General features: G+C 27.8%; 28 protein-coding genes. 14 read left to right on the top strand and 14 right to left on the bottom strand.

What is annotated here, in order from left to right:
• Positions 1-15: 15 nt before the first annotated feature.
• Together BUB01_RS14675 and BUB01_RS14670 are read right to left on the bottom strand one after the other, a co-directional pair.
• Positions 16-1,458, bottom strand: coding sequence for a HAMP domain-containing sensor histidine kinase (locus tag BUB01_RS14675; RefSeq protein ID WP_072989429.1), 1,443 nt, complete (start codon positions 1,456-1,458; stop codon positions 16-18).
• The gene (locus BUB01_RS14670) at positions 1,459-2,142 is read right to left on the bottom strand and encodes a response regulator transcription factor (RefSeq protein WP_072989426.1); all 684 of its coding nucleotides are present in this window, start codon (positions 2,140-2,142) and stop codon (positions 1,459-1,461) included. It lies immediately after the preceding gene.
• 94 nt (positions 2,143-2,236) lie between these two features.
• On the opposite strand from BUB01_RS14670, the gene BUB01_RS14665 reads away from it, so the two are divergent.
• The 4 genes from BUB01_RS14665 (at position 2,237) to BUB01_RS14650 (ending at position 8,275) form a co-directional block, all read left to right on the top strand.
• Positions 2,237-2,716, top strand: coding sequence for a TspO/MBR family protein (locus BUB01_RS14665; RefSeq protein WP_242958412.1), 480 nt, complete (start codon positions 2,237-2,239; stop codon positions 2,714-2,716).
• 315 nt (positions 2,717-3,031) lie between these two features.
• Positions 3,032-4,738 (top strand): ABC transporter substrate-binding protein, encoded by a 1,707-nt coding sequence (locus BUB01_RS14660; protein WP_072989578.1) that lies wholly within the window; start codon positions 3,032-3,034, stop codon positions 4,736-4,738.
• A 263-nt stretch (positions 4,739-5,001) separates the two neighbouring features.
• Positions 5,002-6,153: an amidohydrolase gene (locus BUB01_RS14655; RefSeq protein WP_072989420.1), complete on the top strand. Its 1,152-nt coding sequence runs from the start codon at positions 5,002-5,004 to the stop codon at positions 6,151-6,153.
• Positions 6,154-6,295: 142 nt separating this feature from the next.
• A complete protein-coding gene (locus BUB01_RS14650; RefSeq protein WP_072989417.1) occupies positions 6,296-8,275 on the top strand; it encodes a DNA topoisomerase in 1,980 nt (659 codons plus the stop codon).
• A 266-nt stretch (positions 8,276-8,541) separates the two neighbouring features.
• Here the strand turns inward: BUB01_RS14650 and BUB01_RS14645 are convergent, their stop codons facing one another.
• From BUB01_RS14645 to BUB01_RS23710, 10 genes are all read right to left on the bottom strand, one after another.
• Positions 8,542-9,243 carry an LrgB family protein gene (locus tag BUB01_RS14645; RefSeq protein ID WP_072989414.1) on the bottom strand — a complete coding sequence of 234 codons (702 nt, stop codon included), beginning with the start codon at positions 9,241-9,243 and terminating at the stop codon, positions 8,542-8,544.
• Positions 9,244-9,273: 30 nt separating this feature from the next.
• Positions 9,274-9,669, bottom strand: a complete 396-nt coding sequence (locus BUB01_RS14640) for a CidA/LrgA family protein (protein ID WP_072989411.1) — start codon at positions 9,667-9,669, stop codon at positions 9,274-9,276.
• 195 nt (positions 9,670-9,864) lie between these two features.
• The gene (locus BUB01_RS14635) at positions 9,865-10,692 is read right to left on the bottom strand and encodes a tetratricopeptide repeat protein (RefSeq protein ID WP_072989407.1); all 828 of its coding nucleotides are present in this window, start codon (positions 10,690-10,692) and stop codon (positions 9,865-9,867) included.
• A gap of 95 nt (positions 10,693-10,787) precedes the next feature.
• Complete coding sequence (locus tag BUB01_RS14630) at positions 10,788-11,624, bottom strand: ABC transporter permease (protein ID WP_072989404.1); 837 nt, start codon at positions 11,622-11,624, stop codon at positions 10,788-10,790.
• Between the two features lie 2 nt (positions 11,625-11,626).
• Positions 11,627-12,382: an ABC transporter ATP-binding protein gene (locus tag BUB01_RS14625; RefSeq protein ID WP_072989402.1), complete on the bottom strand. Its 756-nt coding sequence runs from the start codon at positions 12,380-12,382 to the stop codon at positions 11,627-11,629.
• Positions 12,383-12,533: 151 nt separating this feature from the next.
• The gene (locus BUB01_RS14620) at positions 12,534-13,562 is read right to left on the bottom strand and encodes an ABC transporter substrate-binding protein (RefSeq protein WP_072989399.1); all 1,029 of its coding nucleotides are present in this window, start codon (positions 13,560-13,562) and stop codon (positions 12,534-12,536) included.
• 379 nt (positions 13,563-13,941) lie between these two features.
• Positions 13,942-14,622, bottom strand: a complete 681-nt coding sequence (locus tag BUB01_RS14615) for a HEAT repeat domain-containing protein (protein ID WP_072989396.1) — start codon at positions 14,620-14,622, stop codon at positions 13,942-13,944.
• A 533-nt stretch (positions 14,623-15,155) separates the two neighbouring features.
• Positions 15,156-15,419, bottom strand: a complete 264-nt coding sequence (locus BUB01_RS14610; RefSeq protein WP_072989393.1) for an ABC transporter substrate-binding protein — start codon at positions 15,417-15,419, stop codon at positions 15,156-15,158.
• Positions 15,420-15,710: 291 nt separating this feature from the next.
• On the bottom strand, positions 15,711-16,169 hold the full coding sequence (locus BUB01_RS14605) for a hypothetical protein (protein ID WP_072989390.1): 459 nt from the start codon (positions 16,167-16,169) through the stop codon (positions 15,711-15,713).
• A 341-nt stretch (positions 16,170-16,510) separates the two neighbouring features.
• Positions 16,511-16,606 carry a hypothetical protein gene (locus BUB01_RS23710; RefSeq protein WP_242958415.1) on the bottom strand — a complete coding sequence of 32 codons (96 nt, stop codon included), beginning with the start codon at positions 16,604-16,606 and terminating at the stop codon, positions 16,511-16,513.
• 314 nt (positions 16,607-16,920) lie between these two features.
• On the opposite strand from BUB01_RS23710, the gene BUB01_RS14595 reads away from it, so the two are divergent.
• From BUB01_RS14595 to BUB01_RS14570, 7 genes are all read left to right on the top strand, one after another.
• Positions 16,921-17,241 (top strand): hypothetical protein, encoded by a 321-nt coding sequence (locus BUB01_RS14595; RefSeq protein WP_072989387.1) that lies wholly within the window; start codon positions 16,921-16,923, stop codon positions 17,239-17,241.
• A gap of 133 nt (positions 17,242-17,374) precedes the next feature.
• On the top strand, positions 17,375-17,506 hold the full coding sequence (locus tag BUB01_RS23830) for a hypothetical protein (protein WP_278337143.1): 132 nt from the start codon (positions 17,375-17,377) through the stop codon (positions 17,504-17,506).
• A gap of 103 nt (positions 17,507-17,609) precedes the next feature.
• Positions 17,610-18,059: a hypothetical protein gene (locus BUB01_RS14590; protein WP_072989384.1), complete on the top strand. Its 450-nt coding sequence runs from the start codon at positions 17,610-17,612 to the stop codon at positions 18,057-18,059.
• Positions 18,060-18,197: 138 nt separating this feature from the next.
• On the top strand, positions 18,198-18,728 hold the full coding sequence (locus BUB01_RS14585) for a hypothetical protein (RefSeq protein WP_072989380.1): 531 nt from the start codon (positions 18,198-18,200) through the stop codon (positions 18,726-18,728).
• Between the two features lie 68 nt (positions 18,729-18,796).
• Positions 18,797-19,138 carry a hypothetical protein gene (locus BUB01_RS14580; protein WP_072989377.1) on the top strand — a complete coding sequence of 114 codons (342 nt, stop codon included), beginning with the start codon at positions 18,797-18,799 and terminating at the stop codon, positions 19,136-19,138.
• A gap of 171 nt (positions 19,139-19,309) precedes the next feature.
• Positions 19,310-19,798, top strand: a complete 489-nt coding sequence (locus tag BUB01_RS14575; protein ID WP_084108830.1) for a hypothetical protein — start codon at positions 19,310-19,312, stop codon at positions 19,796-19,798.
• A 43-nt stretch (positions 19,799-19,841) separates the two neighbouring features.
• Positions 19,842-20,165 (top strand): hypothetical protein, encoded by a 324-nt coding sequence (locus BUB01_RS14570; protein ID WP_072989374.1) that lies wholly within the window; start codon positions 19,842-19,844, stop codon positions 20,163-20,165.
• Between the two features lie 116 nt (positions 20,166-20,281).
• On the opposite strand, the gene BUB01_RS14565 is transcribed toward BUB01_RS14570, so the two are convergent.
• Both BUB01_RS14565 and BUB01_RS14560 read right to left on the bottom strand, forming a co-directional pair.
• Positions 20,282-20,623, bottom strand: coding sequence for a hypothetical protein (locus BUB01_RS14565; protein ID WP_242958411.1), 342 nt, complete (start codon positions 20,621-20,623; stop codon positions 20,282-20,284).
• A gap of 176 nt (positions 20,624-20,799) precedes the next feature.
• Positions 20,800-20,907, bottom strand: a complete 108-nt coding sequence (locus BUB01_RS14560) for an ABC transporter substrate-binding protein (RefSeq protein ID WP_084108827.1) — start codon at positions 20,905-20,907, stop codon at positions 20,800-20,802.
• 95 nt (positions 20,908-21,002) lie between these two features.
• Between BUB01_RS14560 and BUB01_RS14555 the strand changes: the two genes are divergently transcribed.
• From BUB01_RS14555 to BUB01_RS14545, 3 genes are all read left to right on the top strand, one after another.
• Positions 21,003-21,620, top strand: a complete 618-nt coding sequence (locus BUB01_RS14555) for a hypothetical protein (RefSeq protein ID WP_072989368.1) — start codon at positions 21,003-21,005, stop codon at positions 21,618-21,620.
• A 181-nt stretch (positions 21,621-21,801) separates the two neighbouring features.
• On the top strand, positions 21,802-21,975 hold the full coding sequence (locus BUB01_RS14550; RefSeq protein ID WP_072989365.1) for a DUF2281 domain-containing protein: 174 nt from the start codon (positions 21,802-21,804) through the stop codon (positions 21,973-21,975).
• On the top strand, positions 21,972-22,349 hold the full coding sequence (locus BUB01_RS14545; RefSeq protein WP_072989362.1) for a type II toxin-antitoxin system death-on-curing family toxin: 378 nt from the start codon (positions 21,972-21,974) through the stop codon (positions 22,347-22,349). The genes BUB01_RS14550 and BUB01_RS14545 overlap by 4 nt, the downstream gene beginning before the upstream one ends.
• The last annotated feature ends 385 nt before the right edge of the window (positions 22,350-22,734 follow it).

The raw sequence follows: 22,734 nt of genomic DNA, 5'->3' as shown, positions 1-22,734 counted from the left end.
GAACTTAAAAAAGTTTTAATTTATAGGAAGAGTAATTAAAAAAGTACATCCTTTATTTTTTTCAGATTGTAAAAGAATATTTCCATTATGTTTAAGTATTATAGTTTTAGTTATAGCAAGTCCAAGACCTGTACCACCACTATTAGAATTCCTAGATTCATCTTCTCTTACAAATGGATCAAAGATAGTCTCAATTTTTTCTTTGGAAATCCCTATACCATTATCTTTTAGTACAAGTTCAATAGTGTTATCTTCTAAAATGCTAATGCCTATAAAGACTTTGGTTTTAGGAGGATTATATTTTAAACTATTTAAAAGTAGATTACTTAAAGCTCTATCTATATGTTTTGTATCTATATTTATAAATATATTTTCTTCTGGAATATTAAAGTCATAATCAAAATCTTTTTCTTCAAGTAAAGGTATATATGCACCTATAAGCTCTCTCAAAAATTCACATATATCTACTTTTTCTTTTTTTAGTTCAAAATCTACACTATCAAGTTTTGAAAATTCGAATAAATCTTGAATTAAAGAATTCGCTCTAATACTGTTACGCTCAATTATATTTAAATACTTAGAAAGTTCCTCCGTATCTATATCATCATTTTTACATAAGTAATTAGAATAACCCATAATTGAAGCAAGCGGATTTTTCAAATCATGAGATATATCTAAAATTAAACGCTTCCGAGCTTCTTCAGATTTTTCTTTAAGTTTTTTTTCTTCTTCAATTTTTTTAGCCATTATATTAAAAGCATCACTAAGTTCACCAAATTCATTATTTGCACGTATTTTTATTCTAGTTTCATAATTACCTAAAGCAAGTTTTTTTGCACCCTCAGTTAAAAGGCTAAGTGGTTTTATAAAATATCTTGAAGTTACTTTTGCATAAAGAACAAAAATAATTGAGTATAAACAAATACAAATAGCTACAGCTAAAGCTAAGAATTGTTTTACAGATATTTTAGTAGGTTTGTATGCAACAGCATTTTTAGGTATAGCAACGACTAGAAGAAAATCCTTATTTCTATTATAACTCACATCAAAGTCATAATAATTAAGAGCAGAATGAACCTCATTTTCTTTATCTAGAAATACAAGTGCTTCATTATTATACATTAATGATGTGTAATCCTTTGGAGTTAGTTTATCTATTGGAATATTAAAATTTCCTTTTTTATAAATAATATTAGAATCTTTATCAAGAATTAATACAAAACCTTTTAATTTTTCAATGTCAGTTGTATCTATATCTTTATAATTATCTTTCATAAGATCACTTGCGTAAATATTATTATTTGGTAGTATATCAAAATAAACAACAGCTATTAGTACAGCTATAATTGAAGAGAATACAAGTATAAATAACATAAGAATAAAGGATAAAATATAATTTCTAAGTAAGGTGGTAGCTAAAGTTTTTCTTTTTCTAACCTTTTGTTTAAAACTTTTCAATTACATCCTCTCCATTTTATATCCAATACCTCGGATAGTTTTTAAATATTTTGGAGCTTTGGGATTAGTTTCTATCTTATCTCTTATATGGCTTATATGAACCATTATTGTGTTATCATCTCCGTAATATGTATCGCACCAAACTAACTCATAGAGTTGCTTCTTGGTATATACTTTTCCCGGATTATCCATGAGTAATTCTAATATTTTAAATTCTTTAGCATTTAATTCTAAAGGCTCAGAGTTTTTAAAAACTGCACAACTATCTTTATCTATTTTTAATTCACCTAAAGTTATTTCACTTTTAGTTTTACCTGAACTATATTTATAATATCTTCTAAGTTGAGCATTTACTCTGGCTAAGAGTTCTATAGGACTAAATGGTTTAACCATATAATCATCAGCTCCAAGACCTAATCCTAAAATTTTATCATGATCCTCAGATTTTGCAGTTAAAAATATAACTGGTATTTCACTTTTTTCACGAATATGTTTTATCACACCTATGCCATCTAAATTAGGCATCATTACATCTAAAATAGCTAGATCTATGTGTTCACTTCCAAATATGGATATGGCTTCTAGACCGTCTTCAGCTTCAAAAACTTTAAAATCTTCTTTACTTAAATGAAGTTCTATAAGGTTTCGTATATCCTTTTCATCTTCAGCAATTAGAATATTCATAGTATTCACCTCTTTAAATAATGTGTTTTAATTACATTATTATAGCATAATAAGGGTTAAAAGAACATAAATTTAGATGGAGGTGATATGTTTTATGAAGAATGCAAATTTAAAGGTATTATTTCTAAGCCTTTTATTAACACTTGGAGGAGGAAGTTTAATAGGCTATTTTATAAGAGATTCTATATTTATATATGAAACCTTAAATAAGCCCTGGTTTTTTCCGCCACCTATAATTTTTCCTATAGTTTGGGCTATATTGTATATATTAATGGCAGTAGCTGCTTACATAATATATAAAGAAAAAGCATTAGGTAAAAATATAGATGGTGCTTTGAAATTATATTTAGTACAGCTTATTTTAAATTTTTTATGGGCTATTATATTTTTTAAATTTAATTTATACGGGATAGCTTTTATAGAACTTTGCATACTTATAATAATAGTACTTATTATGACTATTAAATTTTTTAAAATTAACCGTATAGCGGGAATATTATTAATTCCATATCTATTATGGATTATTTATGCTGGAATTTTGAATTTTATAATTTGGACCCTTAATGAAATGTGAATCTGTTAAGTAAGTGGGGGGAAAGTTGGATATAAGGTAAAAAAATATAAAAAATATAAAAAATATATAAAAAAGAGCTTGTATTACTTTTTGATATATGGTATAAAATATATAAGCTTAATTGTTTGTTAAGAAAGTTAAAGAAAAAGTAACAAATTACAAAAGTTGCAGGGGATATTTTGATATATGTTTAAATTATATACTGGTTTACCAGTTATAAATATATATAAATATAAAAATATAAAAATATAAAAATATAAAAAGGGGGTGAATCTACTTTTATCGTATAGGGTTTTGATAAAAGTAGATAATAAGATGAAAAGAAAGTCAATTGCAGTACTGAGTGTACTATTAGCAAGCTCTGTTATGTTAACAGCTTGTGGAAAAAAAGCTGATGATGCGGGGAAAAAAGCTGATGATAAAACAGCACAACAATTAAAGAGAGAAGCTGCGGCAGATCCTAAAAAGCTTCCAGATGTAGCTAAAAATAGAAAAGATACTTTGGTTGTTGGTACTGTTAATCCATCAGGAAAGTTTAATCCATTATATGCAGATACAACTTATGATGGTTGGGTAAGTGAGTTAATTTTTGATGGATTATTAGGAAATGATGAGAAGGGGCTTCCAACTAAGCTCTTAGCTAAGGATTATACAGTAAAAGACGATAAAGTTTATACATTCACATTAAATGATGCTAAGTTTTCAGATGGTACTGAAGTAACATCTGATGATGTAGTATTTACTTATACAGCGTTAAGTGATCCTAAGTACGATGGAATATCTAATGCAGCAGTTCAAAAAATAAAAGGATTTAAAGAATATAATCAAGGAGATGCTAAAACTTTAGAGGGTGTAAAAGCGATAGATAAGAAAACTGTAGAAATTACATTATCAGAAGTAAGAGCAGCTGCGCCTAATGATTTCACATTGGGAATTGTTCCTAAGCATATATATAATTTTGAAAAAGGAAATATTCAAAAATTAAAAGATAAGTTTTTACAACCAGTAGGCTGTGGTCCATATAAATTTAAAGAGTTTAAAAAGGGTGAATATGTAAGCTTTGAGAAAAATGATGGTTACTTTAGAGGAGCACCAAAAATTCCTAATATAATAATGAAGGTTACAAATCTAGCAACTAACATACAAGAGCTTCAAGCTGGTAGCGTGGACGTGGATTTAGTATCTCCTAAACCAGAAAGTGTTCAATTACTAAAATCATCAGGTTTTATAGATGTTTTAAGTTATCCTGCTAATAAATATCTTTATATAGGTATGAATCTTAGAAATGATATGTTTAAAGATAAAAAGGTTCGTCAAGCTTTGACTTATGGATTAAATAGACAAGGAGCTGTAGATGCTTTCTTTAAGGGATATGCTCAAGTTATAAATACACATACTTCACCAGTTGCATGGGCTCAACCATCAAAAGTAAATGAATATAAGTATAGTGCTGATGAAGCTAATAAATTATTAGATGAGGCAGGTTGGAAATTAAATAAAGATACAAAAATAAGAGAAAAAGATGGTAAAAAGTTTGAAATCCATTTTAAAGCTTCTAATACACAACCATTTAATGATAGTTTAATTCCAATACTAAAGGAATGTTATGAAAAGCTTGGAGTACAAGTGATTGCAGAACAAGTAGAATTTGCGTCATTATCTGAGAATGTATTTGATAAACAAAATTTTGAAATGTACACTATGGGATGGGGACTTACTCCAGAACCAGATCCAACTCAAGTATTCCATACAACAGGTGATGTTCTTGGTGGAAGTAATGCTGTAGGTTGGCATCCAGCTAAATCAGATGAACTTATAGAAAAAGGTATACACACTACTAATGTAGAAGAAAGAAAGAAGATTTATGCTGAGTGGATGGAATTATTAAATGAGGAAGCTCCATATATATTCTTAGCAAATCCTAAAGATGTTATGGCAATTAGCTCAAAGGTTAAGAACTTTAATCCATCATCATTTGTACATTGGACTGCTGACATTCATAAGGTTGAAATATCTGAATAAAAATATGTTTTAAGGGGCTCTCTATTTTGAGGGGCTCCTTTATTTATTTCTGTAGAGAATAAATATTTAAATTGTGAATAATACTAAATTGAAATATATAAAGTGAAAATTTATGCAATGATAACTTTTTAATATATACAGGTTATAATAAATAATCTACATCTATAACTTTTATAGCAGTCTATAGTTTAGAATAATTTGAATGTAGAAAGTTAATTGGAACTTATATATAATAAGATCAAATGAAATTGGGGGGAATATATATGTTGATAAAAAATGGTATGATATTTACTATGGGAGAGATGAATTTTGAAAAGGGCGATATTCTAATAAAAGATGGAAAAATAGTAGATGTTTCAGAAAATATAAATGTAGATGATGAGTACATAATAGATGCTAATGGAGCTACTATTATACCGGGAATGATAGATGCTCATTGTCACCTAGGCCTTATAGAAGAAAATATGGGGCAAGAAGGTAGTAATGTTAATGAAGTTAGTGATCCTATAACTCCTCAAATTAGAGCAATTGATGGGATAAACCCATTAGATGGAGGATTTAAAAAAGCTGTTAAAGCAGGAATAACTACAGTAGTTAGCGGTCCAGGAAGTGCAAATGTTATTGGTGGAAGTTTTGCAGCTATAAAGACTCATGGCATATGTATAGATGATATGATAGTAAAATCACCAGTTGCTATGAAGGTTGCGTTTGGAGAAAATCCTAAAAGAGTTTATAAAGGGAAAAATAAAGCACCTATGACTAGAATGGCAAATGCAGCCATGCTTAGAGAGACTATTATAGAAGCTAAGAATTATTTGAATAAAAAGAATATAGCAAAAGAAAAAGGGGAGTTTTTTGAAGAAAAATTAAAATATGAGGCATTAATTCCTGTTCTTAATAGAGAAATTCCACTTAAAGCTCATGCTCATAGAGCAGATGATATTTTGACAGCTATAAGAATAGCTAAAGAATTTGATTTAAGGCTTACGCTGGATCATGTAACAGAAGGTCATTTAATAACTTCACATATAAAAAAATCAGGATATGGTGCAATAGTTGGTCCAACTCTTAGTTTTAATTCAAAGATAGAATTAACAAATAGAAGTTTTAAGACTTCAGTGGAACTTATAAAAGCAGGAGTAAAAACTGCAATAATGACAGATCATCCTGTAACTAATATAGAAAGATTACCATTATGTGTTGCTCTAACTATGAAAGAGGGATTAAGCTTTTTAGAGGCGTTGAGAACTGTAACAATAGATGCGGCTTCTATTGTAGGCATAGATGATAAAGTTGGTAGTATAGAAAAAGGAAAAGATGCAGATATAGTTATTTTAGATGGAAGTCCTTTTGATATAGCTACAAAAACATTATATACAATAATAAATGGAGAAGTGGTGTATAAAGCAGAATAGAAAATACTAATCACTTTTATCTATTATTTTTCATAAGTATGAAGCCTAGTAATAATTTCATATTTGTATTATAATTTTAATATAGCCTCTCAAGGTGTCTTACTATGAGAGGCTATATTCCATTTAAGAAAGGAAATAACTTATGGGGAAGGCTTTATTTGTTACAGAAAAACCATCTGTTGCTATGGATTTTGTTAAACTTTTAAATGTAAAGGGAACAAAGAGAGATGGATATATAGAAGGGGATAAGGCAGTATTTACTTGGTGTGTAGGGCATATGGTAACTATGTGTTATCCAGAAGCTTATGATGAAAAGCTTAAGTTTTGGAATCTTAAGGATTTACCTTTTTTACCTAAAGAATATTTATATGATGTAATTCCGCAGGTGAAAAAGCAGTTTGAGATTGTTAAATCTCTTTTAAATAGAAATGATATAGATACTATTTATGTATGTACAGATTCTGGAAGAGAGGGAGAATATATATATAGGCTTGTAGATAAACAGGCTGGAGAACCTAATAAGACAAAAAAGAGAATTTGGATAGATTCACAAACAGAAGAGGAAATAAAAAGAGGAATAAAAGAGGCTAAGCCTTTAAGTGAATATGATTCTCTAGCTCATTCAGCTTATTTAAGAGCAAAAGAAGATTATTTAGTGGGTATAAATTTTTCAAGACTTTTAACCTTAACTTATGGAAGACAAATATCTAATTTTTTGAATAACGATAAGGTTGTCATAGCTGTTGGTAGAGTTATGAGTTGTGTATTAGGTATGGTAGTAGACAGGGAAAGGGAAATAAGAGGTTTTCAAAAGAAGAACTTTTATAAGATAAATGGTGAATTTATAAAATCAGAAGATGAAAGTTATGAAGGTGAGTGGAAGGCAATAGAAGGAACTAGATATTATAATTCATCATTATTATATAATGATACTGGTTTTAATAAAGAACAAGATGCAAGAAACTTAATTAGCTACATAAAACCAGCTGAGTTTGCAGTAGTTGAATCCGTTAAAAAGACAAAGGAAACTAAAAATGCGCCACTTTTATTTAACTTAGCAGAGCTTCAAAATGAATGCACAAAAAGGTTTAAAATAAGCCCTGATGAAACATTAGGTTTTATTCAGAAGTTATATGAGAAAAAGCTTTTAACTTATCCAAGAACTGATGCTAGAGTTTTATCTACTGCAGTTGCTAAGAATATAGGTTCAAATATAAGTAAACTAGTAAAGATGAATTTTAATCAAAATGTTACAAACTATAGTAATGAAATTCTTAAAAATTCATGGCAAAAAAATATTCTAAAGAGCAAGTACGTAGATGATTCAAAAATAACAGATCACTATGCTATAATACCAACTGGAGAAGGTCAAAGTTCAGTGAATTCTTTAGGTAAATTAGAGAGGGCTATTTATGATTTGGTTGTAACTAGATTTTTAGCTATATTTTATCCACCAGCTAAGTATAGTAAGGTAGCTATAGTAACAAATGTTATGGATGAGAGATTTATGACAAGCAAGAAAGTTTGTGTTGAAAAAGGTTATTTAGAAATACTTAAGAATGACGTTAAAGATAAAGATTCAGAAGAGGATGCAGCAGCTTTTTTAAGTAAGCTTAGGAAAGGTGAAAAACTTCAAATAGGAGAGTATAGAATTAAAGAAGGAGAAACTACACCACCTAAAAGATATACAACAGGTTCTATAATAATAGCTATGGAAAATGCAGGAAAGTTAATAGAAGATGATGAATTAAGAGAGCATATAAAAGGCCAGGGAATAGGAACATCAGCAACTAGAGCTGAAATAATTAAAAAGCTTATTAATATAGGGTATCTAGGTGCAAATTCTAAAAGTCAGATATTAACACCTACAGAAAAGGGAGAAATGATATATGAGGCTATAAAGGTATCTGTACCATCTCTTTTAAATCCAACATTAACAGCATCGTGGGAAAAAGGATTAAAGCTAGTTTATGAAAAAGCAATAGAGCCAGATAACTTTATGGAAAAGTTAGAGTATTATACTAAAAATAATATAAACCGAGTAATGGTAGAAAATAATCTTGGTTATTTAAATAGAAGATTATTTGAAGTAAGAAAAGTCTACAATGTAGATATTTCTTAGCGTAAAAATAGGGGGAAGTTCATTAAATGTAGGATCCAAGTCACCAAAATTTAATAAACTTTCCCCTACAATATACGAAATAGGAATATTTATTCATAATCTATATAGAATTTTAATATAATGGATGAATTTATTAATAAAATATTTTTTTGATTTGCTTAATCTTAAAGTAATGTGATTAAATTACAAATGGTAAACTATTTGTAGGTAGAGTTAAAAAATAACCAGTATGGATATATTTGAAAATATTTCCATACTGGTTATTTTTACATTAATTTGTTTATTAAATTATATATTATAGGTGCTAGGAATACAGTCATAAGACCAGCTATTCCTATAGATAAACTACTCATAGCTCCTTCAGTTTCTCCAAGCTCTAAAGCTCTTGTAGTTCCAACAGCATGAGCGGCAGTTCCAAGGGAAATACCAACAGCTATTTTACTTTTTATTTTAAGTACTTTACAAACTCCAGGGCCTACAATTGAACCAATAATTCCTGATACAACTATTGATATTACAGTTACAGGTACAATGCCTTGCATATTTTTGGCTATTTCCATACCGATTGGTGTTGTAACTGATTTTGGTGCTAGTGAACGAACTAAAGCCTCTTGAAGATTAAATACATGAGAAAGTAATATAATACTTATAATTCCAACAGTACTTCCAACAAATATACCAACTAAAATAGGAAATGCATGTTTTTTTAGTAATGAAATTTGTTTGTATAAAGGAACTGCAAGAATTACAGTAGCAGGTCCCAAGAAAATGGTTATAAATTGTCCACCTTTATTATATGTATCAAAGTTTATGTTAAAGATAACTAGAACTAAAATAACTAATGTTATAGCTATTAATAAGGGATTGAAAAAAGATATTTTAGTTTTTCTATATATAAATGCGCCAACTTCAAAGGCTAACAGAGATAGTGTAATGCCAAACAGGGCATTATCTAGTAAAGAATTCATTAAAATCACATCCTTATTTAATTAAGAGTTTTAAGCACACTCTTTTTCAGTTTTATCATTAGAATCTTTTAAAATATTTGAACTTTTTTTTCTTGTCATAAGATCTACTACTAAAGCTGTAACACCTATAGTAATTATTGTAGTTAATGTACATACTAGAAGTAATCTTCCAAAACTATCTTTAATAACCGCAATAGATGTTAAAAGTCCAACACCTGCTGGTATAAAGAAAAAAGCTAAGTGATCTAAGAAAAATTTAGAAACAGTTTCTATCATATTAAGTTTAACAATATTAGTACATAATAAAATTAAAAGTAAAATCATTCCTATAATATTACCAGGTACAGGTAGGTTTAAGCCTTTTGCAATAATTTCACCTGCAAAATAAATAGCTAAAATAATTAATAATTCTCTTAAAAGTTTCATTTTAAAGCCTCCATTCATATATTAAATTTATCATTTTAAAGCTTATAGGTAAATCTTCATATAAAGTGGTTTTCTCTTGGGAAAACAATTACATTTGGTTTCAGCCCAATGTATATTTATAATTCTTAAAATTAAAGATAAAAATAAAAGTTAATCAAATTATAAAAGGACATGCAGTTGAGCATGTCCCCAATTTTAAGCATTTAAAGCTTCTATATTTTCTAGAGTTTCACTAATTTGATCCGTTGTAAGATTAGTAAGAATTGATTCAGGTAAATTTAGTGCAGTATTCAATAAATCTATAGCATTTTCTTTTTCGCCTTTTTCATTTAAAATTAAAGCTAAATAATAGTATGGTTCTGCAAAGGTTAGATTTTGTTCAGCTAATGGAAGTAATATTTCTTCAGCCTTTTCTTTTTCTCCAAGCTTATAATATATTTCTCCTAAATTAGCACTTATTATAACATTTTCATCACTAAAATTTAATGCTTCAGTATTAAATTCTAATGCTTTTTGTAAGTCACCTTTAATAATTAACATATATCCAAGAGTTTCTAATAAGGTTCTATTTTTAAAGTCTTGATTATAAATATTTTCTAAAATTTCTATGCAGTTATCAAGCTCGCCTTTTTTCCATTCTATTAAAGCTTTATTCATTTGAACTGAAAATAAATCTTCTCCAGTAAATGTTCTTTCGGTTAATATCTTATTTAAAATTTCTTCAGCCTTCTCATAACTTCCACATTTTAATTCTAAATACACATATATGGTTATGTATTTTGGATTAGAGTTTTTAATAGTGGCAGCATATCTATAATAATTTAATGCTTTTTGAATTCTTCCACCATGATATTTTGTATTAGCAATGAAAGCAATGATAGTAGATCTATATTCATAAACTTTATAAGTACAATAAATAGTAAATAGAATACTACCTATAGTTGGCTCGAAAAAACAAATAATAATAAGAGTCAATATTATGGATGTAGTTTTGTTTAAAAGTTTTTTTGTGTCAAATTGCATAAATAAACTCCCCCTCAAAGTCATAGTCTTATAAATATTATTATACTATGAAAAAAGGGGGATGAAAACAATTAAATTAGTTAAATTGGAAATTATTAATATTTATGTCTAAGTTTATTTTCAAACAAAGCAACGATTTTATACATTAGATATGCAATTAAGCTTAAAATTAAGATACTCATCATAACCATATCAAGTTGAGCTATCTGTCCTCCATAAACTATAAGAAATCCGAGACCATCTTTAGCTACTAAAAATTCTCCCATAATAACTCCAACAAAAGAAAGTCCTACATTTATTTTAAGAGCAGAAACTAGTGTTGGAATAGAGGCTGGAATAATAAGATATTTTAAAATTTGGAACTTTGAAGCACCAAAGGTTTTCATAAGTTTTAGTTTTTCATTATCCACCTCTTTAAAACCAGAAAGCACACTTATTATGGTTACAATTATTGATATAAGAAGGGCTATAACTATAATAGCAGTTATACCATTTCCAACCCAAAATATTATAATAGGTGCTAATGCAACTTTTGGAAGAGCATTTAAAACTACTAAATAAGGATCTAGAACTTTTGATAAGAAATCTGACCACCATAAAATAACTGCAATTAAACTTCCAAGCAATGTTCCAAGAATGAAACCGAGTACAGTTTCATAAAGTGTTATATAAATATGCCTAAATAGGCTGCCCTCAGAATAAAATTTAATGATGCTTTTTAAAATTCTAGAAGGAGTAGAAGTTAAAAATGGATCAATCCATTTTAAATCTCCGGCAATTTCCCAAAGAGCAAAAAATATTAATAAGATACCTAATCTAGTTATAGTAAGTTTAATTTTATAAAACTTTTCTTTTTTTAAAAATTTATCATGTTCAAGTAAAGCTTCTTTAGAATATAGTTCACTTAAATTATTATTGTATATTCGTTTCATATCTAATCAATCTCCCTCCATAATAAATTAAAATAATCTTTAAATTCTGTACTATCTCGTCTTTGAAGAGGTGATAAATCAGAATTTCCAAAATTAATATTGATACTAGTTTTAATTGTTGCAGGCCTTTTAGAAAGCATTAAGACCCTGGAAGAAGTTGAAATAGCTTCACTTATATCATGTGTTACCATAATAGCAGTTTTCTTTTCTCTTTTTATGATATAAAAAATTTCATCACACACTTTAAGCCTAGTTTGATAATCTAAAGCTGAAAATGGTTCATCTAGAAGTAGTATTTTAGGTTCTAAGGCAAGTGTTCTAATAAGTGCGACTCTTTGTTTCATGCCTCCTGAAAGTTGTTTTGGAAAATAATCCTTAAAATCATAGAGTCCATAAAGATTAATAAGTGACAAAACTCTATCCTTAGCTTCATTATTTAAAGTTTTTTTGATTTTTAAGCCAAGAACAATATTTTCATAGACGGTAAGCCAAGGGAAAAGGTGATCTTTTTGAAACATATAACCAAAGATATCTTCACTATTTTCTATTTTTAAATTATTAAAAAATATGTTTCCAGAGGACGGAGTTATAAGTCCTGCTATAATATTTAAAAGGGTCGATTTACCACAACCTGACGGACCTAAAATGCTTAAAAATTCACCTTCATTAACGACAAAATTAATATTCTTAAGTGCTTCTGTAATTTCATTTTTAGAGTGATAATTCATAGAAATGTCATTTATATTTAAATAGCTCATTTTATTCCACCTCAAATATTATTAGTAATGAAAAGTTTTATAAAGTAAATAATTAATTTAAAGTCTATAAATTTATGTAATCACTTAAGGTGACAAATTCCCTAAGTGACAATTTAAGGCGAATAAAATTATATTATATTAATAAGAATAATTAATTTTTTTCTTTTACCTTATCAGCAAATGAGTTATTAACCATAGTATTAAAACTAGGTCTATTAGGAAGAAGGTTTTTATTATAAGATTGAATAATATCCATAAGCCTATTCATATCTTCTTCCTTCAAACTAGGATCACTAGAAAAAGCATTAACCTGTCTATAATTCTTAATAACATTAATCAAAATATCATCTGAGGTTCCAGGGAAAAAACTCTTAATTTTACTGGCTACCTCTGAATCAGAATGTGTTCTAACAAATTCTTGACCTTTATAAATAGCTTTAGTAAATTTTAAAATAGTATCTGGATTTTTATCCATATAAGATTTAGTACTAAAGAAGCAAGTATAAGGGAGAGCACCAGCTTCCTTACCAATAGAAGCTACAATATATCCAGATTTATTTTGTTCAAGCATAGAAGCAGTAGGCTCAAATAAAGCAACATAATCACCAATATTAGCTTTAAAAGCGCCAGCTGTTGCGGTAAAGTCAATATTAGTTATTAGATTTACATCTTTATTAGGAATAAGTTCATGATTTTTAAGAACATATTCCAAAGCCATTTCAGGAACACCACCAGGTCTACCCCCTATAATAGTTTTACCTTTAAGGGTATCAAAAGAAAAATTATCATTTTTACTTCTAGCAACAAGGAAAGAACCATCTCTTTCAGTAAGTTTAGCAAAAACTACGGGGTAATCATCTCTACCTTGATTGTGGGTATAGATAACTTGCTCAGGTCCACAAAAACCAATGTCAGCATTTTTACTCAAGACTTGTTGCATTGTTTTATCAGCGCCTTGCCCAGTGGATAAATCAATATCCAAGCCTTCATCTTTAAAATAGCCATTAGCAATAGACACATACATAGGAGCATAGAAGACTGAACGAACAACTTCATTTAGTTTTACTTTTTTAATGTCTGAAGAAGTATCTTTTTTATCATTAGCAGGTCCACAGGAAACCAAGGTTAAAACCATTATCATAAGTACAGATAAAATAGTAAATAGCTTAGATTTTTTCATTTTGCTCTCCTTTGAGTGTTTTACATTTCTTGGTTTATAATATGAAGTGGAATTTACAACGGTTACTTATAAAAAGGGTTTTATTGTACAAATATGATAGGATAAAGAAAGATTTTGTAAAAAAGAATATATTCTAGAAAGGAATAAAAGGTCATAAAAATATATCTGAAATAGTAGAGTGTAATGCATAATATCTTTGAAGTACGAACTAAAAACACCGAAAAACTCATTGCTGAATAATACGGTGTTTTAAATAATTATTCGATTTTCATTGTTGTGACGTTAAATAAGAAGATTGCGTATCAACGTTTCTTACTCCCGACATTTGCCAGACTTAGATAGCTCCTATCTTAGGCTGGCAAATGTCGGGAGTATTTTGTTATATGAAGTTACCTTTAGCGTCTCCCAAATTTAAAATATCTTCTTTTATTAATTCTAATTCTTCTTTGACATATTTAAATGTATCATTTTTTAATAATTTGGCTGCTGTGGGTAAATACTTTGAATCCAACTCTTTTAATATTCTAATAGACACAAGCCTTAAGTAGTCATCTGAGTCAGTCAGTTTCTCAATCGATATATCCTCTGCCTTCTGAGGATATATTCTACTCAAAGAAATTAAAGCCCTTCGTTGAACATATTTATGCTCGTCTCTAACAAAATCAAGGAGGTACCGTCTACAATTATCGTTATCACTTCTTCCAATTAATTCTGCAATTTGCCACCTTGCCTCATACATGGGAAATTTTATTGCAACTTCAGAAAGAAGTCTAATAGCATCTATTTCAAGTAATTGTTCGCACTTTTCCATAGTTATTTCGTTTTCGTTATCAATTGCTATTACCTCAAGAAGCAGATTTGCTAAAGCATGGCTTTTCTCTACCGTTTTTATAATCTCAATAGCCCTATCAGCAAATTGCATTAGACCATTCCAATTTGGATAGTAGAATTCCTCATACTTAAAATACTTTTCACCACGTTCGTATTCATCTGAAGATAAACCTTCCCACTTCCAAAAGGAATCTAATTCTTCTCTAAATTCATTAATTAATACTTCCATCAATCGACCTCCCCGTAATAAAGGTAATTTCATATAACTTTTAAATTACTTCAAAAATGTAATAATATACCTTGTGTTAGCCATGTATTCCCGACGTTCATGTCGCTTATACTACATATATGCAACATTACTGCTCCATGTTAGCATCTTAAAGTACTAAATATCATTTCCAATTTTGCTTTAGAGTAGTACGTCATATTTTACGAGTGCGACTCGTTTATTTGTAATTATACCATATAATTGAAAATGGTTGCTTATCATTTTCAAATAGATGATATTTTTAATTTTATTTTTTCACCGTATTATTCAATTTTCAAAGAACATTGTTCGCATCCCTAAATCAAGTAGTTAGTTCTCAATATTTTCATATTGAGGTGTTGTGTTGATACTTTATATAATAAAATCTTGAAAAGATATGAAACAAAAATAGAAAGTAGGTTATTCTTTAAAAATATAACTCCATAAAAATAGAGATCTAGCTTATAATAAAGTTAGATCTCTATTTTTATAAACTTTTATGTATAACTTCTTAATTATGAAACTTGTGTTTTGGAGATAGTTGCTTCAGCACCCTGCCCAGTGGATAAGTTGATGTCCAAGCCTTCATCTTTAAAATATCCATTAGCAATAGAAACATACATAGGAGCATAGAAAACAGAACGAACAACTTCATTTAGTTTTACTTTTTTAACGTCTGAAGAAGTATCTTTTTTATCATTAGTAGGTCCACAGGAAACCAATGTTAAAACCATTATCATAAGTACAGATAAAATAGTAAATAGTCTAGATTTTTTCATTTTGTTCTCCTTTGAGTATTTTACATTTCTTGCTTTATAATATGAATAGAAATTTATAACGGTTACTTATAAGAAGGGTTTTATAGTAGAAATATGATAGGCTAAATAAAAAGTTTGTAAAAATATATATGATTTTAGAAAGGAGTAAAAGATATTTGTAAAAGATAGGAGATACTTCATATCATCTTTGAATTGCGAACTGAAAACACCGTAAAATTCAATTAAATAGTACGGTGTTTTAAATATTTATTTTGTTTTCATTGTTGTGACATTAAATAAGAAAATTACTAATTAATAATTAGTAAAATTTGCTTTATTAATTAACGCTAAATCATTTTTAAAATATCTTTTACTTATTTTTTTATTGTTTTCAATTATATAATACATCCATTCATTTTCAACAAAATGATAGGTTGTCTTAAAAATAACGCCTTTATGATATGTTGTATTTTTGACATTAACAATTACCTCAACAATATCTCCTTCCCTAAATAGAGGGGGTGTTCTGCCCTGTAAAATATCCATATCAGTCAATAATTTTGCTGTTTTATATAGGTCGCTATTGTCGTGAATGGACTCTATTAAACATTCCTTTGGTATACCGATAGCTAAACCATATTTTAAATACCAGCCAACTGTCAGATTGACTTCTTCGGAGGATATACAATTTTCTATTTGTTCAACAAAATCTTTTTTCAATAATTCTAATCTTGCTAGTTTTCCACACACTGGCACATCCATATTATCCATTTTGATCACCTTCAATTAATTATTTTGTTAGTATTTTAAAATCATTCTAACTTAGTTAATAATAATTATATCATATAAAACCAATTGATTAAGTATTGTTTTTCACCGTATTATTCAGTTTTCAAAGAAACTTTTCAGTATCTCTAATTTCAGTAGTTGGTTCACAATATTTTCATATTCAGGTGTTGTGTTAATACTTTATATAATAAAATCTTAAAAAGATATGCAAGAAATATAGAAAGAAGGTTATTTTCTGAAAATATAACTCTATAAAAATAGACATCTAGCTTATGATAAAGTTAGATGCCTATTTTTGTAAATTTTTATGTACAATCTCTTAATTATAAAACTTGTGTTTTGGAGATAGCTCTTTCAGCACCTTGCCCAGTGGATAAAACAATGTCCAAGCCTTCATCTTTAAAGTATCCATTAGAAATAGCAACATAAATAGAAACATAGAAAAAAGAACGAACAACTTCATTTTGTTCTCCTTTGAGTATTTTACATGGCTTGATTTATAATATGAATAGGAATTTACAACGGTTACTTATAAGAAGAGTTTTGTATTAGAAATATAAAAGATTAAAATAAAACAATATTTATATACTTAGATTTTGATTTATGTTAAGAGAAAGGAGAGTGTGATATAATTTTCATATAAGTTTAATTAAAATAGTGAAAAAATGTAGAAAAAACTAATTTATATATAGCATGTAGGTAAATGATGATTTATAGAAGAGGAGAAGTATGTATGGAGACAATAGTAATTAAATTAAACCCTGAATTATTAGAAAATCCTGATTTAGATTTAAGCTATACGGTACCTGATAGGATTGAGGAATTATCAGATAAGAGAATAATAGATAATGGATATGATTATTTAGAAGGTAAAAATAATCCAATTGGTATTTGGATGAAAACTACATCAGCGGAACAAAATTATCCATTTATAATTGATATATTCAAAAAGGAAATGTTTTTAGAAAATGATTTATCAAGATCAGTAGAAATATATATTTCTAAATCAGATTGTGCTGAACTGAAAAATTGCAAAAAAGTTTATCCTTTATAAATTATCGGTACAAGCTCTTATTTAAGATTGAGTAATATAAATAGTAATTTGAAAAGGAGTGCATTATTGAAAAGGCAACTTTTAATATAAATCTCAATATACACTATTCAGCACCAGAACAAGAATGGGATGAATGGATATTATAGAAACAGTTGTTTTAGAAAACAAGACTGATGTTGAAAAATATAAGGAGTTTATAAATAAGTGTAATTCTGATGAATATAAAGAAAGATTATTAGTAGGATTAGATAATTGGTTAAAGTAGTTATTATTTAAGAATAATGACATCTATAAATTCCAAGTTAAATTTAATTACTATAAATAGATGGAGTACGAAGAGTTTTATATTTTGAGAGGGGAGTTGTAAAGTGAGGATATTATCCATTGATGTAAGTGATGAAGAAATTAAAAATATGGTTATTGAGTGGAATGAACTTTTAGCTGTTGAGAAATACGAGGAAGCACTTTCTATGTTTTCCTCTGATAATTTAGAAGCTGAATGGACACCTGACTTATTAGAACAAGCAGTATATGGTTATGGGGTCATTGGTTATACCCGCGAAGAAATAAAAGAAATGTTTGGTCCTGAGGAATATAAAATTACTTCAATCTTTGATAATAAAGAAAAGGATAAAATAATAAATAGTATTGAAGTAAGTCGTGACTTGAATTTTAAAGATGAAAATGTTATAGGGATGGTGCATTACGATTGCATTCCCTTAAATGGTGAATTGAGTGATTTAACAGCTAGATTTCATATAAAGAAAATTGATGAGAAGAATATAACTTTAAAATTTTTGGATCTTCATGTCATGTAAAAGTTATGGTGAAAATTAGGAAGATAAATTTAAATTTGAAAGGGAATATATTCTAAAATATTTATATATAACTTCAATTCATTAATGTAAAAATTTTTAAATGATATATATTTGAATAGGTGTTTAAGGGGCGTGACTATGAATTTTTATATGCAATATACTGATACAGATGATTCGTTTGAAATTGGACAGGAATGTACTGTTTTTTATGAAATAATTAATAACTACGTAGAGAGACAAGTGTTATTAGCAAAGGACAAACTTGTGGGTTCAAATAGAAAAGATAAAATGTTAGATTACTTTTTATCAGAGTGTAGTATAACACCAGATGATTTTGATATAGAAGATAAAAACTTTAAAATAATAACAAAAATAGAATTTGAGGAAATTTGGGATAAGCATTGCAATCTATATAAAGAAGAATGGAACTACAGTAAGAATAAATTTAAGATAGGTATGGAAGTAAAAGGAGAGGTAGAGGTTATTTACCCACAAGGAATTATTATTAAATTAAATGAAACTACACTAGCAATTACGGATTATGATAAGTGTTTAAGAAATTCACCAGTTACAAGCATATACCCAAATCAATATATTAGTGGAAAAGTAAAAGAATATGATGAGAAAAATATGTGGATAGTTATAGAAATGTCGAAAGTGATAATTTAGTTCGAAATTAATTTGAGATTAGTATAAGGGTGAGATAAATTTAAAAATAAATACTAGGAGATGATTTTATGTTACTTTTTAGACCAGTGGGGAAAGCTGAATTAGAGTTAATAGAAAAAACTGATTATACTGCATTTCCACCTAGATTACCACAACAACCTATATTTTATCCTGTTCTCAATCAAAAATACGCAGAAGAAATTGCAGAAAGATGGAATACAAAAGATATAAATTCTCAATACAAAGGATATGTTCTAAAATTTGAAGTTGATGACACATATATATCAAAATTTGAAATACAAATTGTAGGAAAGAGTTATCATCAAGAGTTATGGATACCAGCAGAAGAGTTAGAAGATTTTAATAGGTATATTAGAGGAAAAATTGAAGTTGTTAAAAACTTTGAATAAAATTATAAAACTTAGAGATGTTTTATTAAATAGCCAAGGATTTGTGTGGAGTGATGCATTTATAATATTCAATACTTTATAATGTGAAAATAGCTTATTATATTTAATAATCTTAAAAATAGCCGTATAGCTTATTAAAGTTAAATGCTATTTTTATTAGGAGGAAATTGAATGATATTTAATAAAGAAATGGGAAGTTACCTAAATAAAATAACTATAAATTCTAACTTGAATGAAACAAGCGATAGCAATGATTTAAGGATACTACAAGGGGTAAATTGTATTGGAGAGCCTTTCTTTTATTTAGAGGATAACTGTTGCAATATAAGTAATAAAAATACCACAAATTCAACTGGAGAAAATCTTATGCAATTAGAATGGGATTGTAATGAGATTTATATAAATAGTTCAGAAGATAGCATAGCTTTATTAGAAGCTGGATTATCTATGGTAAAATTAATAAAAGACATTTTAAAAACAAAGTATTCGTCACAATCATTTGATATTGTTATGAGTTTTGATGATGGAAAAGAGTTTGAAGTATCACCATCTGTAACAGTACGGTTTTATGCCATTCGAAATAATGTTACTTTAATTTCTCATGATAAATTAGCTTTAGAAGAATTTAATGAAGCAGTTCTAATTGAATTTGTAAATTAAAATATTAAAAGATGTTATGTAGTAGATTATTAAGGGAGGATTTATGGGGAGAGATAAATATAAAGTATGGATAGAGGCAGAGGAATGGGTAGAAGGGGAATGGAATGTCCATAATGATAATACAGACGTTATAGTAGAATTTGATATTTGGGATAGGTGGGTAGCATCTTTTTTCACTTACAGCAATATTAATAAACTTATTGAAAATAATCAAAATACAGGAGAATGTTTATGTGGAAAATACTTTTGGGCAGCTAATATGCTACTTGTAGATGAGGTTAGTAGAAAAAGAATACAAGAGGTTATAGAGCATTTGATTAATAAGAATGAATTTGAGGGTGTCTTTAAAAAGTTTTGTGATGAGTAATTATTTAATAATCTATTATATTGTTAGATATTACTGAAATTATTAAATAATTGATTTGGCTTACAAACTCAAAATACCATAAAATTTATTTCTAAATAATATGGTATTCTAAAAAATCAGTTGTCTTCCTGAAAATATTCATATGCATATTCTTCTATTTCACTGCTATTTGTTAGCTCATAACCGATTTCATCATATAATCTATACTTTTGTTGTATATTTCCAATTGAAGCTTCTCCATCTAGTCCTAATAAAATGGTATACATAGTGTCTGTAAGAACTGTGTTAATAACACCGTGCATCTTTTCTAGTTGATCCGAAGTTAAGCCGAGATTATCTAGTTTTAATCCAACTTCAGTATCTTTGAGATTGCTAAAATACTGTTTCAACATATTATTTTTTTCTATGTAAAATAATTCAACGAATTCTTTTGCATTCATAAATCTTTCTCCTAACATAGATAGTATAATTCAACTTATGTGTAATTATATTATATAATAAAATATCAAAATGATGTACAAAAAATATAGAAATTAAATTATTGGCCTAAAGTATAATCATAAAAATAAACAACAGCTAGCTTACTGAAGGAATGGTGTTTATTTTTTATTAACTTTTATGTACAATCTCTTAATTATAAAACTTGTGTTTTGGAGATAGCTCGTTTAGAGCCTTGCCCAGTGGATAATTCAATGTCTAAGCCTTCATCTTTAAAATAGCCATTAGCAATAGAAACATACATAGGAGCATATAAAAAGGTTGGTTATATGGTATAATTTTCATATAAGTTAAATAGTTAAAAATGAAAATCAAAGTATAAAAAAAGGAGAACTAAATATGCCGGCTTATGTTTTTATACAATGTTTTATTAAATATGATAAAGAAACTTTCAATTATTTATTAAAAAATTTTATACTTGCTTTACAAGAGTTGGGGTTTTCAGAACATTACACAAAAACTCATGTTGCTAATGTTAAATGGGAGTTAAGTAAAAATGGATTTATGTATACAGGATGTAATATGCAAAGTGAAAGAATAAGTTTTGGTGAGAATTCTTTTTTTATTAGACCATTAATTGAGGGATATACTCCTGAAGGATTTGAAGGTTTAAAGGGAAATTGGATTGAATTTTCACTTATGTTTGATGAAGATGAAGTAATCAAAGATTTTAAAACTAGAGAGATGGATAACTGTGCAAAGAAAGTTATATGGACTGGGTGTAATGTACTATCAAAATATTTCCCTAATACTGTAGTATATTTAACAGATGCGTTACCATGGGAAGCATCATTAGGATTATATGAAAATATTTATAGTTTTGATTTAGCTATTGTACCAACTAATTACTTAAATTTATATAATAATATTCCTCATGAGTTTAAAAGTATTGAAAAGAATAGTAAATTACATATAGTGCGCATGAAAGCTTGGGGGAATTCTATATCATTTATATAGTACAAAATGATTAATTAGAACTTATGATGAAATTATATTAAGAAGTGTTTACTAAAAATTTCAGAAGTAAATTTGGGTTAACGAAATTTTATAAGTGGATTGTTTTATAAGTTATTATTTGTGATATAATTTAAATAGAATATTTATAAAGTATTATTTTAATTATTAAGGAGGAATAAGAATGACGATAGCAGAAAGAATAATAGAACTATCTAAAGAAATACCTGAAGATAAGTTAGCTGAGGTTATAGATTTTATGGAATTTTTAAAGGAAAAAGAATTAAAACAAAGAAGAAGTTTGATAGATGAAATTATGATTGAAGATAATGAAACCCTAGAGGAATTAGCAAAATGAAAAGTATAACTTATTCGGATTTACTTTATATTCATGAAAAAACAATAGTAGCTCATGGTGGATCAAAAGGAATAAGAGATGCTGAATTGATTAAGAGTGCATTAGAACTTTCGCTGTCAACATTTGGTGGAGAAGAATTATATAAAACTATCGAGGAAAAGATTTCTGTAACATCATATTCATTAATCAAGAATCATGGATTCATTGATGGAAATAAACGGGTTGGTATAGTTGCGTTAAGGCTTTTATGTAAAATAAATAATATAAACCTTAAATATACTCAAAATGAACTAACTAATTTAGGATTAGGAGTAGCAGCTGGTAATATTGATAAAGAACAAATAAAAGCATGGATTTTAGATCATAAGATATAAATCCCTTCGATTTTAAAATCGTAGGGATTTATTTTTATTAACTTTTATGTACAATCTCTTAATTATAAAACTTGTGTTTTGGAGATAGCTCGTTTAGAGCCTTGCCCAGTGGATAATTCAATGTCCAAGCCTTCATATTTAAAGTATTCATTAGCAATAGAAACATAAATAGGTGTATAGAAAACAGCTTAGATTTTTTCAGTTTGTTCTCCTTTGGGTGTTTTACATTTCTTGATTTATAATATGAATGTGAATTTATAACGGTTACTTATAAGAAAGGTTTTATAGTAGAAATATGATAGGTTAAATAAAAAATTTGTAAAAATATATATGCTTTTAGAAAGGAGGAAAAGTGGAATAAAAGATATTTATAAATAATGGAGTA

Source organism: Clostridium cavendishii DSM 21758, assembly GCF_900141845.1.
Lineage (GTDB): Bacteria > Bacillota > Clostridia > Clostridiales > Clostridiaceae > Clostridium_AG > Clostridium_AG cavendishii.
Note: the sequence above shows the minus strand (reverse complement) of the source record. Positions and strands in the feature narration are given on the sequence as shown.

What these genes read in the sequence shown, in the direction of transcription:
- BUB01_RS14670 (WP_072989426.1), bottom strand. Translation starts at nt 2,142, where the DNA reads ATGAATATTCTAATTGCTGAAGATGAAAAGGATATACGAAACCTTATA.
- BUB01_RS14665 (WP_242958412.1), top strand. Translation starts at nt 2,237, where the DNA reads ATGAAGAATGCAAATTTAAAGGTATTATTTCTAAGCCTTTTATTAACA.
- BUB01_RS14660 (WP_072989578.1), top strand. Translation starts at nt 3,032, where the DNA reads ATGAAAAGAAAGTCAATTGCAGTACTGAGTGTACTATTAGCAAGCTCT.
- BUB01_RS14655 (WP_072989420.1), top strand. Translation starts at nt 5,002, where the DNA reads ATGTTGATAAAAAATGGTATGATATTTACTATGGGAGAGATGAATTTT.
- BUB01_RS14650 (WP_072989417.1), top strand. Translation starts at nt 6,296, where the DNA reads ATGGGGAAGGCTTTATTTGTTACAGAAAAACCATCTGTTGCTATGGAT.
- BUB01_RS14645 (WP_072989414.1), bottom strand. Translation starts at nt 9,243, where the DNA reads ATGAATTCTTTACTAGATAATGCCCTGTTTGGCATTACACTATCTCTG.
- BUB01_RS14640 (WP_072989411.1), bottom strand. Translation starts at nt 9,669, where the DNA reads ATGAAACTTTTAAGAGAATTATTAATTATTTTAGCTATTTATTTTGCA.
- BUB01_RS14635 (WP_072989407.1), bottom strand. Translation starts at nt 10,692, where the DNA reads ATGCAATTTGACACAAAAAAACTTTTAAACAAAACTACATCCATAATA.
- BUB01_RS14630 (WP_072989404.1), bottom strand. Translation starts at nt 11,624, where the DNA reads ATGAAACGAATATACAATAATAATTTAAGTGAACTATATTCTAAAGAA.
- BUB01_RS14625 (WP_072989402.1), bottom strand. Translation starts at nt 12,382, where the DNA reads ATGAGCTATTTAAATATAAATGACATTTCTATGAATTATCACTCTAAA.
- BUB01_RS14620 (WP_072989399.1), bottom strand. Translation starts at nt 13,562, where the DNA reads ATGAAAAAATCTAAGCTATTTACTATTTTATCTGTACTTATGATAATG.
- BUB01_RS14615 (WP_072989396.1), bottom strand. Translation starts at nt 14,622, where the DNA reads ATGGAAGTATTAATTAATGAATTTAGAGAAGAATTAGATTCCTTTTGG.
- BUB01_RS14610 (WP_072989393.1), bottom strand. Translation starts at nt 15,419, where the DNA reads ATGAAAAAATCTAGACTATTTACTATTTTATCTGTACTTATGATAATG.
- BUB01_RS14605 (WP_072989390.1), bottom strand. Translation starts at nt 16,169, where the DNA reads ATGGATAATATGGATGTGCCAGTGTGTGGAAAACTAGCAAGATTAGAA.
- BUB01_RS14595 (WP_072989387.1), top strand. Translation starts at nt 16,921, where the DNA reads ATGGAGACAATAGTAATTAAATTAAACCCTGAATTATTAGAAAATCCT.
- BUB01_RS23830 (WP_278337143.1), top strand. Translation starts at nt 17,375, where the DNA reads ATGGATATTATAGAAACAGTTGTTTTAGAAAACAAGACTGATGTTGAA.
- BUB01_RS14585 (WP_072989380.1), top strand. Translation starts at nt 18,198, where the DNA reads ATGAATTTTTATATGCAATATACTGATACAGATGATTCGTTTGAAATT.
- BUB01_RS14580 (WP_072989377.1), top strand. Translation starts at nt 18,797, where the DNA reads ATGTTACTTTTTAGACCAGTGGGGAAAGCTGAATTAGAGTTAATAGAA.
- BUB01_RS14575 (WP_084108830.1), top strand. Translation starts at nt 19,310, where the DNA reads ATGATATTTAATAAAGAAATGGGAAGTTACCTAAATAAAATAACTATA.
- BUB01_RS14570 (WP_072989374.1), top strand. Translation starts at nt 19,842, where the DNA reads ATGGGGAGAGATAAATATAAAGTATGGATAGAGGCAGAGGAATGGGTA.
- BUB01_RS14565 (WP_242958411.1), bottom strand. Translation starts at nt 20,623, where the DNA reads ATGTTAGGAGAAAGATTTATGAATGCAAAAGAATTCGTTGAATTATTT.
- BUB01_RS14560 (WP_084108827.1), bottom strand. Translation starts at nt 20,907, where the DNA reads ATGTATGTTTCTATTGCTAATGGCTATTTTAAAGATGAAGGCTTAGAC.
- BUB01_RS14555 (WP_072989368.1), top strand. Translation starts at nt 21,003, where the DNA reads ATGCCGGCTTATGTTTTTATACAATGTTTTATTAAATATGATAAAGAA.
- BUB01_RS14550 (WP_072989365.1), top strand. Translation starts at nt 21,802, where the DNA reads ATGACGATAGCAGAAAGAATAATAGAACTATCTAAAGAAATACCTGAA.
- BUB01_RS14545 (WP_072989362.1), top strand. Translation starts at nt 21,972, where the DNA reads ATGAAAAGTATAACTTATTCGGATTTACTTTATATTCATGAAAAAACA.